At 41.7% G+C, this 14,963-nt stretch carries 9 protein-coding genes; all 9 read left to right on the top strand.

Features of this window, described 5'->3' with window-relative positions:
• Window positions 1–79 precede the first annotated feature (79 nt).
• The 9 genes from rsxA (at window position 80) to C5470_RS14070 (ending at window position 14,927) form a co-directional block, all read left to right on the top strand.
• Complete coding sequence (rsxA, locus tag C5470_RS14110) at window positions 80–661, top strand: electron transport complex subunit RsxA (RefSeq protein ID WP_011146612.1); 582 nt, start codon at window positions 80–82, stop codon at window positions 659–661.
• Window positions 661–1,239: an electron transport complex subunit RsxB gene (gene rsxB / locus C5470_RS14105; RefSeq protein ID WP_166290130.1), complete on the top strand. Its 579-nt coding sequence runs from the start codon at window positions 661–663 to the stop codon at window positions 1,237–1,239. The genes rsxA and rsxB overlap by 1 nt, the downstream gene beginning before the upstream one ends.
• Window positions 1,232–3,457 (top strand): electron transport complex subunit RsxC, encoded by a 2,226-nt coding sequence (rsxC, locus tag C5470_RS14100; RefSeq protein ID WP_166290129.1) that lies wholly within the window; start codon window positions 1,232–1,234, stop codon window positions 3,455–3,457. The genes rsxB and rsxC overlap by 8 nt, the downstream gene beginning before the upstream one ends.
• A gap of 12 nt (window positions 3,458–3,469) precedes the next feature.
• Complete coding sequence (gene rsxD, locus C5470_RS14095) at window positions 3,470–4,549, top strand: electron transport complex subunit RsxD (RefSeq protein ID WP_166290128.1); 1,080 nt, start codon at window positions 3,470–3,472, stop codon at window positions 4,547–4,549.
• Window positions 4,550–4,558: 9 nt separating this feature from the next.
• A complete protein-coding gene (rsxG, locus tag C5470_RS14090; protein ID WP_166290127.1) occupies window positions 4,559–5,188 on the top strand; it encodes an electron transport complex subunit RsxG in 630 nt (209 codons plus the stop codon).
• Window positions 5,185–5,883, top strand: coding sequence for an electron transport complex subunit E (locus C5470_RS14085; protein ID WP_166290126.1), 699 nt, complete (start codon window positions 5,185–5,187; stop codon window positions 5,881–5,883). Before rsxG ends, C5470_RS14085 begins: the two co-directional genes overlap by 4 nt.
• 1 nt (window position 5,884) lies before the next feature.
• Window positions 5,885–6,520 carry an endonuclease III gene (nth, locus tag C5470_RS14080; protein WP_166290125.1) on the top strand — a complete coding sequence of 212 codons (636 nt, stop codon included), beginning with the start codon at window positions 5,885–5,887 and terminating at the stop codon, window positions 6,518–6,520.
• A gap of 381 nt (window positions 6,521–6,901) precedes the next feature.
• Window positions 6,902–8,845: an exoribonuclease II gene (locus C5470_RS14075; protein ID WP_166290124.1), complete on the top strand. Its 1,944-nt coding sequence runs from the start codon at window positions 6,902–6,904 to the stop codon at window positions 8,843–8,845.
• Window positions 8,846–9,938: 1,093 nt separating this feature from the next.
• Window positions 9,939–14,927, top strand: coding sequence for a putative adhesin (locus tag C5470_RS14070; protein WP_166290123.1), 4,989 nt, complete (start codon window positions 9,939–9,941; stop codon window positions 14,925–14,927).
• The last annotated feature ends 36 nt before the right edge of the window (window positions 14,928–14,963 follow it).

The following is a 14,963-nucleotide window of genomic DNA, read 5'->3' as shown; positions in this document are numbered from 1 at the left end:
ACAATAGATGGCCCCACAGTAAGGTGCGGGCATTTTTATAATCTTATAAAAAGTAAACGACTTTATTTCAGGCACAGCAATGACTGACTACTTTCTTTTATTTGTCGGAACCGTATTGGTTAACAATTTCGTCCTGGTGAAATTTCTTGGCTTATGCCCTTTTATGGGCGTCTCTAAAAAGCTGGAAACCGCCATCGGGATGGGATTTGCGACCACATTCGTTATGACATTGGCTTCGGTATGTTCATGGCTGGTGAATACCTTTATTTTGCTACCCCTGGATTTAATCTATCTGCGTACCCTGAGTTTCATTCTTGTCATTGCCGTTGTGGTGCAATTCACAGAACTTGTTGTACGTAAAACCAGCCCGACACTATACCGGCTACTGGGTATTTTCCTGCCGTTGATTACCACTAACTGTGCCGTACTGGGTGTGGCGCTGCTGAACATTAATCAATCACACGATTTTCTGCAATCCGCTATTTATGGTTTCGGGGCCGCTGCCGGTTTCTCTCTGGTGATGGTCCTGTTTGCCGCTATTCGTGAACGCCTGGCTGTTGCCGATGTACCCGCCCCTTTCAAAGGTTCATCTATCGGTCTGATTACCGCAGGATTAATGTCCCTGGCTTTTATGGGTTTTAGTGGTTTGGTGAAGTTCTGATGATATCGTTATGGATTGCTATTGGTGCGCTAAGTGCACTAGGGTTAATTTTTGGGTTAATCCTGGGTTTTGCTGCCCGTCGTTTTCAGGTGGAAGAAGATCCTATCGTTGAAAACATTGATGATATTTTGCCTCAAAGCCAGTGTGGACAATGTGGTTATCCTGGCTGCCGTCCTTATGCCGAAGCAGTGGCGAATAATGGTGAAATGATTAACAAATGCGCACCTGGTGGTGAACAAGTCATGTTGAAAATCTCAGAACTGCTTGGTGTCGATCCACAACCACTGGATGGTGATGAAAGCATAAAAAATCCGATCCGCAAAGTCGCATTTGTTGATGAAGAGAATTGCATTGGCTGCACTAAATGTATTCAGGCATGTCCTGTAGACGCTATCGTCGGAGCAACCCGCGCCATGCATACCGTTGTTGAAGATTTATGTACCGGATGCGACCTGTGCGTTGCTCCTTGCCCGACAGACTGTATTACGATGATCCCTGTGGCAACGACCACAGCAAACTGGAAGTGGGATTTAAAAACCATTCCGGTTAAAAATATTGAGGTTGAACACCATGCTTAATTTGTTCAATTTACTCAACAAAAACAAAATCTGGGATTTTAAAGGTGGTATTCACCCACCTGAAATGAAGCTGCAATCCAGCCAGACACCATTGCGCATTGCGCCACTGCCGGAAGAGCTAATCATCCCGTTGCAACAACATTTGGGTACCGAAGGCGAATTGCTGGTTAAAGCCGGTGATAAAGTGCTTAAAGGCCAGCCTCTGACGTTTGGCACTGGCCGTACCGTCCCGGTTCACGCATCAACTTCCGGCACTATCATTGCCATCGAACCGTGCATAACAGCGCATCCATCCGGGTTGAAAGAGTTGTGTGTCCGTTTGCTCCCTGATGGTACAGATCAATGGTGTGAACGCGTTCAGGCACCTGATTATCAATCACTTGATACAGACACGATCCTCAACCGCATCCATCAGGCAGGTATCGCCGGTTTAGGTGGCGCTGGCTTTCCTACCGCCTCCAAACTGCAAAGTGGTCGGCATGGTATTAAGACGTTGATCATCAATGCCGCAGAATGCGAGCCTTATATTACCGCTGATGACCGCCTGATGCAGGAACATGCGGACGAACTCATTGAAGGAATTCGTATTCTGGAACATCTGCTTAAACCGGAGCAGATCCTGATTGGTATCGAAGATAATAAACCAGAAGCAATAAAAGCACTGAAAACCGCTTTAAACGGCGATAAATCTATTATCGTCCGGGTTATTCCGACCAAATACCCTTCCGGTGGCGCGAAACAGCTGACCAAGATTTTGACCGGTAAAGAAGTGCCTTCCGGCGGCCGTTCCTCTGCTATTGGTGTTCTGATGCAAAACGTCGGGACTGTGGTTGCGATCAAACGTGCCATTATTGATGACGAACCTTTGATTGAACGTGTCGTCACCCTTACTGGCGAAGCAGTGGCCTCACCGGGGAACTTCTGGACGCGACTCGGTACGCCGGTACAATTTCTTCTCCAATTAGCCGGTTTTGAACCACAATCAGAACAGATGGTGATTATGGGTGGCCCTCTCATGGGATTCACTCTGCCTGACTTAAATGTCCCTGTGGTTAAAATCAGTAACTGCATTCTGGCACCATCACATCAGGAAATGGATTCAAATACAGCGGAAGAGGCTTGTATCCGTTGTGGATTATGTGTGGAAGCCTGCCCTGCCAATTTATTGCCGCAACAGCTCTATTGGTTCAGCCGTGGACAAGAGCATGAGAAAGCCAGAGATCACAACCTGTTCGATTGTATTGAATGTGGCGCCTGTGCTTATGTCTGCCCGAGTAATATTCCTCTGGTGCAATATTACCGCCAGGAGAAAGCTGAAATTCAGGCTTTGGATCAGGAAAACCTCCGTTCAGCGGAAGCTAAAATTCGTTTCGAAGCTAAACAAGCTCGTATGGAACGGGAGAAACTGGCTCGCGAGGAACGACATAAAAAAGCCGCTGTCCAGATCGATAATACAGATAAAAATGCTGTGCAAGCCGCGCTCTCCCGTGTGAAGGAAAAACAGGCTGACGCTGGCAAAGTTGTTTCTATAGAACCGGGACAAGCACCAGACAATTCAGCAGTCATCGCCGCCCGGCAGGCAAGAAAAGAGCAGCTTCGTACTCGTCAGGCAGAAAAACAGGCTACTGAAAATATCAATACTGTTACACCTGAACCAACAGGTTCAGAAGATCCTCGCAAAGCCGCATTGGCAGCCGCAATTGCCAGGGCTAAAGCGAAGAAAACCGCCCAAAGTCATGAAGTGACACCGTCACTGGAAACAATAGAACCAGAATCTACCGCTGATGAAAAGCAAGATCCGCGTAAAGATGCAGTCGCGGCTGCCATTGCCCGAGTTAAAGCTAAAAAGGCTCAGATACAGCAAGTAGCTGAAACTCAGGCAGAAGCACCACCAGCAGAAGAATCAGATCCACGCAAAGCTGCCGTTGCCGCCGCTATTGCTCGTGCCAAAGCCAAGAAAGCTCAGACACAGCAAGTAACTGAAACTCAGGCAGAAACACCGCCAGCAGAAGATACTGATCCGCGCAAAGCTGCCGTTGCTGCCGCTATTGCTCGTGCCAAAGCCAAGAAAGCTCAAACACAGCAAGCAACCGACATTCAGGCAGAAACACCGCCAGCAGAAGAAACTGATCCGCGCAAAGCTGCCGTCGCTGCCGCTATTGCCAGAGTTAAGGCAAAAAAAGCCGCTCAGGAACAACAGAAAATTTCAACAGAATAGTGATTGTTATCAATGAAATTCAGGCCCGTTCAAACTGACAATAAAAAGCTAAAAGTCGCAAGTTCGCCTTTTACACACAATCAACAAAGCACCAGCCGCATTATGCTGTGGGTTGTGCTGGCAGCGATACCCGGTATTGCGGTACAAACTTACTTTTTTAGCTACGGTACATTGTTCCAAATCCTGCTTGCAGTTATTACTGCCCTGCTGGCGGAATCATTTGCTCTGTCTCTGCGTAAACAGACGATTATGACTCGTTTGCAGGATAATTCCGCGTTGTTGACAGGCTTACTTTTAGGGATCAGTCTTCCACCACTGGCTCCCTGGTGGCTGATTGTACTAGGAACCGCTTTTGCCGTGATCATTGCCAAACACCTGTATGGTGGTCTTGGTCAAAACCCGTTCAACCCGGCAATGGTTGGTTATGTCGTGTTGCTAATATCATTCCCGGTGCAAATGACCAGTTGGTTGCCGCCTATGGATTTGATGGTAGCACAAATCACACCGCTGGACAGTCTGATGGTGATCTTCACCGGACGTACTCCCGATGGAGCAACATTACAACAGTTGCAGCAAAGTTTCGACGGAATAAGTCAGGCAACACCACTGGATAGTTTTAAAACTGGTTTACTGACTCACAATATTGATGATGTTCTGCGTCAGCCAATATTACAGGGATCTCTGGCAGGCATTGGCTGGCAATGGGTCAATATTGCCTATCTTGTTGGCGGGCTTATTATGCTCAACAGAAAGGTTATAAGCTGGCAAATTCCTGTGGCATTCATCATGGTTTTAGGTCTGTGTGCACTGGCAAGCTGGCTGATTGATCCAAACCGTTATTCCCCACCATTATTACAACTATTTTCTGGTGCAACCATGCTGGGCGCATTTTTTATTGCAACCGATCCAGTCAGTGCATCCACAACCCCCAAAGGCCGTTTAGCTTTTGGCGCAATAATTGGCTTGCTAGTCTGGGTCATCCGTGTTTATGGTGGTTATCCTGATGCGATAGCATTTGCCGTCTTATTGGCGAACATCACCGTGCCTCTGATTGACCATTACACTCAACCCCGCGCTTACGGGCACAAATAAGGAGCCGTTATGTTAGAAACAATGCGACGTCACGGCATCACACTGGCTATTTTCGCTGCAATCACCACCGGACTGACGGCTGTCGTGAATTCACTGACTAAAAGCACCATTGCAGAACAGGCCGCGTTACAGCACAAATCATTACTTGATCAGGTTGTTCCACCCGCTTTGTATGACAACGATATGCAAAACGAATGTTACCTGGTCAGTGCTGATGCTTTGGGAAACAAACAGCCTCATCGTCTCTATCTGGCCCGTAAAAATGGTCAGCCGGTGGCGGCAGCGTTGGAAAGTACAGCACCAGATGGCTATTCAGGCGCTATTCAGTTACTGGTCGGTGCCGATTTTTCAGGAAAAGTATTCGGTGTGCGAGTGACAGAACATCATGAAACCCCTGGCTTGGGCGATAAAATCGAAACCCGGATTTCAGACTGGATCAATGTATTCTCAGGGAAAACCGTAAAATCAGATAATAACCGGCACTGGGCGGTGAAAAAAGATGGTGGTGAGTTTGATCAATTTACCGGCGCCACGATTACCCCACGCGCTGTGGTAAACTCGGTCAAATGGACCACTCTCTATTTACAAACCGTACCTGAACGTCTCTCTTCTCTGGAACCCTGTGGAGAAAAATCATGAGTGAAACCAAAAACTTATTTACCCAAGGACTGTGGAAAAATAACTCCGCTTTAGTGCAGCTGCTGGGATTATGTCCACTGCTGGCGGTGTCTTCCACTGCAACCAATGCGCTTGGTTTAGGGCTGGCAACCACACTGGTTCTGGTCTGTACCAACATTGCTGTATCCAGCCTGCGTCGTTGGGTTCCCAATGAAATCCGCATCCCAATTTATGTCATGATCATCGCTTCGGTTGTCAGTACCGTACAAATGCTGATTAACGCCTACGCTTTTGGCCTGTATGAATCACTGGGGATTTTCATTCCGCTGATTGTCACTAATTGTATTGTTATTGGTCGTGCTGAAGCCTATGCTGCCAAAAATCCGGTCATGCCTTCTGCCATTGATGGTTTAGCCATGGGATTAGGCGCCACTTTTGCGCTGTTTATTCTTGGTGCTATGAGAGAAATTCTCGGTAATGGAACCCTGTTTGATGGCGCTGATTTACTTCTGGGCAATTGGGCTAAAGTGTTACGGATAGAAATCGTTCATATGGATTCCCCTTTCCTGCTGGCTATCTTGCCACCGGGCGCTTTTATTGGCTTGGGATTAATGCTGGCAGCGAAATACCTGATTGATGAAAAAATGAAAACCAGAGCAATAAAAGAAAAAAGCAATGCAGTAGCAATGTCACCAGGACCAGAGAGCTCTATTTAATATGAACAAACAAAAACGGATCGAGATTTTAACGCGCTTACGCGATAACAACCCAAAACCAACGACTGAGTTGGTTTTCACCACACCCTTTGAGCTGCTTATTTCAGTATTGCTTTCAGCTCAGGCGACAGATGTCAGTGTTAATAAAGCGACAGCGAAACTCTATCCGGTTGCCAACACACCTCAGGCAATTCTCAACCTTGGCGTTGATGGGTTGAAAGAGTATATAAAAACCATCGGCCTGTATAACACCAAAGCGGAAAACACCATTAAAACCTGCCGGATCTTACTGGAAAAACATGGTGGTGAAGTTCCTGAGGATCGTGCGGCATTAGAAGCGCTGCCAGGCGTTGGCCGCAAGACCGCCAATGTGGTATTAAACACCGCATTTGGCTGGCCAACCATTGCTGTAGATACACATATTTTTCGGGTGTGTAACCGTACTCATTTTGCTCCCGGCAAAAACGTCAATGAAGTCGAAAACAAATTACTGCAAGTCGTTCCGGCTGAATTTAAAGTCGATTGCCATCACTGGCTTATTTTACATGGACGTTATACCTGCATAGCCCGTAAACCTCGCTGTGGCTCTTGCATTATTGAAGATTTATGCGAGTACGATTGTAAACAAGAGCTGTAAAGGTTAGAGCTTCTTCAAGGCCTTTAACTTTAGGCAAATTAAAACAAAAATCCATTTTTACAAATTTGACAAAAGTTATAACTAAAAGGCTAAGGGTTGTTGCGGTGAGACGAATAATGGAAATTCCTCTAAATACCAGATTGTAAAGATTTTGGGCTATTAAGTGATTTATTTTACAAATGCGATTTTCAACTTTCACCATGTTATATTGCTTTTAAGCCTAAAGAAAAAGTTTACCCTGAGTAATTATTGTAATTTTCATTGCAAAATCCATACTGTTTTATGCTATTTTGAAGATGTTGCTTGCTCGACACCGCTGATTCGCGTAAAAATGTTATTCCAAAACTATCTGATAATAACCCTCAACTTTCTCCGGATATTATGTTTCAAAACAATCCGCTGCTTGCACAGCTAAAACAGCAACTTCATTCCCAGACACTCCGCGTAGAGGGCCTAGTAAAAGGCACAGAAAAAGGTTTCGGATTTCTGGAAGTCGATGGGCAAAAAAGCTATTTCATTCCGCCTCCACAAATGAAAAAAGTGATGCATGGCGATCGAGTGACCGCCGCTATTCATACTGATAAAGAAAGAGAAATCGCCGAACCAGAAACATTAGTCGAGCCATTTCTAAATCGCTTCGTTGGCCGTATCCAGAAAAAAGAAAATGACAATCGTCTATGGATCGTTCCTGATCACCCTCTGCTAAAAGACGCTATCCCTTGCCGCCCGGCCAATCAAGTCACTCATCCGTTTCAGAACGGTGACTGGGCCGTCGCTGAAATGCGCCATCATCCTCTGAAAGGAAGCCGTGGCTTTCATGCAGAAATTACCGGCTATATCACCGAAGGCGACAATCACTATGCGCCTTGGTGGGTAACACTGACCCGCCATAATCTGGAACGTAATGCGCCAGAGATGACTGCCGATTGCCAGCTGAATGATGGCGATCTTGAGCGTATAGACTTAACTTCTCTGGATTTTGTCACTATCGACAGTGCGACCACAGAAGATATGGATGACGCTTTACATGTTGCAAAACAAGATGACGGCAGCCTGAAACTCAGCATAGCCATTGCTGATCCAACAGCTTATATCGCGGCTGACAGCGAACTGGACAAGATTGCTCATCAACGTGCTTTTACTAACTACCTGCCGGGTTTCAACATCCCCATGTTGCCACGCGATCTGTCAGAAAACTTGTGTTCTCTGCGTCCTAATGAACGCCGTCCCGCATTAGTTTGTCAGGTGTCTATTTTTGAAGATGGTCAGCTTGGTGACGATATCGCGTTTTTCTCTACCTGGGTTGAATCAAAAGCGAAGCTGGTTTACGACGAAGTTTCTGACTGGCTGGAAGGAAAAGGTAGCTGGAAACCTGCTTCTGAATCCATTGCGACGCAAATCAATCTCTTGAAAGAAATGAGTGAACGCCGTAACCAATGGCGTCATCAACATGCCCTTATTTTCAAAGATCGCCCTGATTACCGCTTTATTCTTGATGAAAATGGTTATGTGCTGGATATCGTCGTAGAACAACGCCGTGCATCAAACCGTATTGTCGAAGAGGCCATGATCACTTCTAACCTGTGCGCGGCAAAAATACTGCGCGATAAATTAGGCTTTGGTGTCTACAATGTCCATACTGGTTTTGAGCCACTCCAGATTGATCAAGTGGTTGAATTACTGAAAGAAAATGGTATCGAAGAAAATGCAGAAGAGTTGCTGACACTGGATGGCTTCTGCAAATTACGCCGTGAATTGGATAAACAGCCAACCCAATTCCTTGATAGCCGTATTCGCCGTTTCCAGACTTTTGCAGAAATCAAACCTGAACCTGGTCCTCATTTTGGCCTCGGTTTTGATGCTTACGCCACCTGGACATCACCCATCCGTAAATACAGCGATATGGTTAACCATCGCTTACTGAAAGCAATTATTCAAAAAACGGATGCAGAAAAACCAGCAGAAGAAACCTGCCTGCAACTGGCTGAACGTCGCCGCCTGAACCGTATGGCTGAACGCGATGTGGGTGATTGGCTGTATGCGCGTTTCCTGCAACCACACGCAGGAACCGAGCAACAATTTACCGCAGAAATCATTGATATTACTCGCGGTGGTTTGCGTGTCCGTCTGGTAGATAATGGCGCGGTCGCCTTTATACCCGCACCATTTCTGCATGCTGTGCGTGATGAACTACAATGTAGTCAAGAGACTGGCACAGTGATTATCAAAGGTGAAGCCGCTTACCAATTGAATGACATTATCAACGTCCGTATTGAAGAAGTAAGAATGGAAACGCGTAATATCGTCGCGCGTCCCGCTGTCTGACTTTCCTCATAAAACTATATTAAATCAAACTACAGCGTAACCGCTGTAGTTTGTATTTAAAAATCAGCAGCCAGATGTCAGGAATGACGTCGTATCATAATATTATGGTGGCACTCGGTTTCAGTGAAAAAACAAAGGCAGTCTTTACATCTCCTAATCTATTATCGACCAAACAGGTAAGACGCTACTAGCGCGAAGAGGTGAAATGAATACCGCCGTCAGTAGCGTATATACACTGGAAGTGTCAATGTTTCACAAAAAATGATTGATATACTCTGCCAGACTGAAATACATAAATCTCTGCTTGAAACAAGTGGAAGCTATGCCTGTATTTACGGGCCAGACGGTAAACAACTCACTAAGCCGCTATCTCCTCCCGAATAGTTTGACAGCGAAGTTTGCACTGAAAAGGAAACGATCAATAAACATTCAGAAGAAAGATTTGATGACATCAATACAAATACCAAACAGAAATAAATAAAATAATTTTATAAATTTATTTTCAGCCACACAGTAGTCATTCAGTTGAACCAATCCCTGAATATGCGGCTGAAATGCGTTGGATCATGCCACATCAGACATCTTTTTTCTTAATACTGTTTTCTTTGACGACTGTTTCCCCCACCCTTGCCTCTCCCCATCGGTATCTGATTAATTATAAAGGTTTTATTAACCTATCCTATCATTTTAGTCATCAACTAAATCGCTACAACCAACCTATGTCTTCTTTGTAGTTCACATGATACGGAGGCCTCATTAAGAGGCTTATCATAAAAAATAATAAATAAATACTTATATATAATTAAATAAATTAATAATTTCCACTTACATTAATTAGTATTTTACATTAATTCATATTGATTATAATTGACCTACTTGATTAATGTGATTTTAAGGTTATGGATAATATTTAATTATCAATAGTAACCAATATAAATCAGATCAATGTAGTAGTTATTCAGTTAATGCTAATGATCATCCCCATTCATTCTTTCATTAATTAGGTAAATTCAGTGAAAAAAATTGTAAAAAAATATGACAACATTGAAGTTCTTATTTTTCATCTATAAATATAATCAACCAGGAGAATTATATGTCACATTCCGATTATGATATTGAAAATACTAATAATAATGCACCCTATGCAGAAGGAGAAAATAACAACATTTTATCTCCAACAGCAAAATCTTCATCCTGGAGTCAACATTATCCTGATCAAGAAGAGAATGAATATACTGTAGTCAAAGGAAAATATTGGGAATACCAACATGAAGATTGCAAAGATAATAAATGTAATAAGAATAGTGATAAGGTATTTATCTCTCTATTGAGGGGCAATCAGAATTACCCAACTTGGATCACATCCGATATTAAATCAACGAGCTTATATATAGTTGAAAATTTATTTTCTTATCGTCAATATTCACCTGAATTCCAAAATTCTTTAAAAGAAAAATTAAGCATAGTTTTTGAAAACCATTCCGAAATTAAATATTCCGATTTACTGCATACAATAAATGACATCCTCAACCTTATTTTTATAAAAGATTATAAGAAGACAGATAGCGATGCAGCAATAAATACTTTACTGGCAAAGATAGAGATTTTTAACAAACTAGAAAATCTGCATAAAAATGATGTTGCCACAAATAAAATCAAAATAGATATATGGAATGAATTTGGTATCAATGCCGAAGAGCCTTTATTGAAAATATATCGCGAGGCATTTTCTACAGGAGATATTGATGACGAGGTCTATTCAGATGCACTGCTAACTTTTATGTCAGATGGCAATATAGAGTTAAGCGATAAAGAAAAATTAGATTATAATCAACGAATTAAGGATAAAGAAGATCTTTTCAAATCGTATAAACAAGGAATTGAAAAGGTAGCGAAGCTAATTACCTCAACTAATATTAATCCAGGTATACCCATTACTCATCCAGAAATAAATCAAAGTATTAACATTGGCGATGACATACTATTAGCCCAATTGGCCAAAGAAGAGATAGCACTAAAAAACCAACATCGTACCGAATATAGCCAGAAAGATATTTTTGAACTGCAAACACTACAAGCAGCTAAATATCATTTATTAGTTTTATCTTCGTTAGGTGCCCTACTTTATCAAATTGCACCTACAGTAGGAAAAATGACTAAAGGTCATGGTGATTATCGCGATGTTATTTTCGCCCAAGATCAGGCTGAGTTATTATTTAAAAAACATAATATTCACTATGATACCGATCATATTCTTACCCAGGAATCAAAACATATTGACATGGAAGGCTGTATTATTTTAACAGCTGCGATCATTTATCGAATGAGAAAAGAAAATGCTAATGTGCAACAGGCAATTAATTACTCTACATTAGAAACAATAAAATTATTTGAAAATGATAAGAGAAAACTTAACCCTTTCAATAAAAACAATGTAAAACCAGCAGGATATTTTTCTTTTATCGATTTTAAAAAGAGAGATAAATTTGATTCACAATACAATTTTAATGAGCAATTTAATGTCTATAAAAACCGATACAGTCATTATGAATCTATTTCACTCAGTAAACTAATACTCTCATCTCCAACTGCGCAATTAACTGTCGAAGAAATTATTAACCCACCAGAAGAAGCCTTTCTCTATTCAGTCGAACAAGGTATGGGAAATGTCGCCATGATAAAAATGTATCAAGGTAATTGGTTGGTTATCTCAACGATACAAGGAGGAGTGAAAGCAAGAAAATATTCGCAACAGCAGGTTGATAGCCATCCCACTTTACGTGCTATGTCCAAACCCAATGCACTATTTTTAATTGAGCGAAAAATGGAGATAGGCATCGGTATATTAATGCCAAATATGATGGTCAATACCGGAAGAAGACTTTTTCCGATTGGCTATGAACGAGCCAAAACACTGAGTGGCTTTTCAGAAACACACAGATATAAATATTCTTACGACGCATTTTGGAATGATTATTATGGTATAACCTCAGGAATGAGTGTAGGAATTAGCTTCACAGGTTCACCTAAATTTAATTTTTATAAAGAAGAGAACCTACTTTCTGTTACCACAATGGTAATACAGCAAGGTTTAAACGATATTGCAATAAAAAGTAAACAAGCGCTAGATATTACCTCTGGATGGCATATAGCAGCAACTATTCTTATTCCTTTCTATAATGTTATCTATAAAGCAACAACTGATAGTGAATATAAATTAACTGGAGAAGACATTGGTTCAATTGTCTTTGATACAGCAAATGTGCTTTTAGTTGTTGCTACCCTAGGTATGTCATTAACTGAATCAATGGCCGCAAAAGTAACACAAACTACACTGCGCCTCAGACAAGCCGGTCTGACCGGAAGAGCTTTAATTACAGCGGTTGTCAGGACATTACCAGAGCATGGCATAACAACCTTACGTCAATCTTCTCGCATTCTGCTCGGTGGATTAATTGATTTAATCGAGCCTTTACCTATCAGATCGACACTAACCTTAACTTACCGGGGAGCCATAAACGCAGTCGGAGCAATAAGAAATAGCATTAAACTTGAGAAAAGTTTCGCGGATATTTTTGGCAAAAGCACCAGGGGGCTTGGCAAACTTAAAAATGAATGGCAAGTCAGTCATCTTCCACTCGACGGAATAGTACCTCATTCAAATGAAGGAATATATAAAGGGATTTATTCAATACGTCCTGCTAATGCAGAAACAGCCGTTAAACAGAACTATTATATAAAGGAATCCGGCGCTAACTATCAAGTCAAATGGGATGAAACAAATCACACCTGGCGCGTCGTCAACCCAGCTTACTCTGAGCAATTTAGTTACTGGCCTGCGGTTAAATTAGATAAAAATGGGCATTGGATGACTCATGCCGATGTATCTAATAAATTTCTTATCCTGGAGCAAAGCAAAAGAATAGATCAGGAACTTGAAGCAGCACACAGTAACATTAATAACGATAAGATATTGGATGCATTTATTCATATCAATACCGCATTCAAAAATTGTGAAAGATATGATATCGATAAATTATCAGATATTACTGACATATTGACCCATTTTTTCGAAAAATCGCTCAAAATTGGAGATAAAACAGCGCTACTCAGCACAAAGATAATCGATATCCAGCAGGCTTGGATCCGTGAAGTCATCTTACCATTACAAAATAATCCGAGTATTTCGGTTGAAAAGATTAACGCTATCAAAACCGAACTTCCTTATTTACTGAAAGAAATTGATCTCTTTGAAAATCAATTACCCAACCAATCAGTGGTTAATAAAATTACTCTTGCTATTGAGGAAATACCAACCACACCAATACCAAAATATACCTCAGGTAATATCTCAAAAACGGTGCAGTATACATCGATAGAGAGTAACCATATCAATATTCCTTCTGCCGGGATCACAATAACAGGTAATGAGCTATTTATTAATCAAGTCACTCATGCATTAAACGAGATAGATCAGATACCATCCGGAAATGTCGTTATTCAGGAACTTGAAAAACAGGGTTTGAATATACAACCTCCGTCGATGAGTGCCATTGTACGTGAAAAAGATGGGCAATTTTATGCCAGAAACAGCGCCGATAGCAGTATCGCCTTTGATCCGGAGAATCACCTGATTGGCATGGAAGAAAAAATTGCCGAAGAGCCTTGGCGTTCTCGTGAGCCCACTATTGCCTTATATCATGAGATGCTACATATCTATTATAATCGTTACCCAACGTGGTTTACTTCTATCGATAATAAAATAATTGATAAGAAAGTCAGTGGTGGTTTTTCCTCACTGGAAGAATCACGTATTGTGGGAACAAAATATTACGTCAACGATGAAAATACGTTATTTGATTTTAATAATTCTGATTATTTATTGGAAAATAATTCAGCCCTGTTAACGGAAAATCGATTTAGAGCAGAATATGCCATATTTAAAGGTAAAAGTGAGTATATTATTCGACCTTATTCTGGCAAGGGCGATAGTCAAATTCCACTGACAAACATCAAAATAAATATCAATGAATCACACCGAAATGTCATGGGCGTGGGTGATGGAAAGCCTGAAAAAATGCCAGATGAATCGGCAACTGATTACCGAAACAGAGTGAGAGAATGGAGGAAAGCCAATAAGAAACCAGAAACAGATATTGGAACTGGTGATATTAGAAAAACAAAAGCGGAAACCAGAATTAAACATTTACAAGAAAGCTATCCTCAAATAGAGCCGCAGAAAATTGAGTTAGGTGGTGCATTCCAATTATGGACGGTACCGAATAAACCGACGAATAAACTAATGCTAAGTTCACACGGATATTTCTTCTCTGATAGTGCAACTACACAAGTCCCTGCAGGGAAAACGATCCAGTTTCTTGGTCCCCACGGTAAGACATTATTAGAAGCACCAGAAAACCCATTGAACTCTCCCTTTGATGTCACATTGAGTAATAGTGGTTTGACTATACAACCTTACGCAACAATTAAAGCAGGCAACATAGCAAATCTGGCTAATGTAAAAATAGGTGATAAAACTTTTACCGTAAACGATATTCAAAATATGACTGCCAATGATGTTGAAAATTATCTGCTTGCTACCGGTGTGGAAGCTAATAAATCAAATCATGGCAGGGTAAGAAATTATGGTATCAAATATTACGAAAGAATGCCTGATGAAGAAGTTAAGGCGGCAATATGGAAAAACAGAGCAGACGATACGACAATCAATAAATATGATGCACTCGTGGTTAGCCCTGAAGCAGGAAACCGTAAAAAACTGTCTGATATTTTTGCCCTGATGAAAACAGACGAAAGGATGGCAAAATATGACGAAATAACCTTTGTCGCCTGTCGTGAAGAGCTTAATAGGATGAACATGAAATCAGTACATGATACCGGCCTTGGTGGTGGCTATGAACCCAAGCTGGAACCAACAGTTATTTCTTCACGCCGGCGACGGGAGGCGGCATTCACTCCTGATGGCGCAATAATCTATTCTGTGATTACGGTAAATTTGCACCATAATCTCACAACAGAAAAAATCGTCGGTATAGTACCTTTCTTATTTATAGATAATTAAAACGTATCTTTGCATCATCTGAAATACCAAAATAAG

The organism is Photorhabdus stackebrandtii (assembly GCF_011189495.1).
GTDB lineage: Bacteria > Pseudomonadota > Gammaproteobacteria > Enterobacterales > Enterobacteriaceae > Photorhabdus > Photorhabdus khanii.
This window is presented reverse-complemented; position numbering and strand designations above follow the sequence as displayed.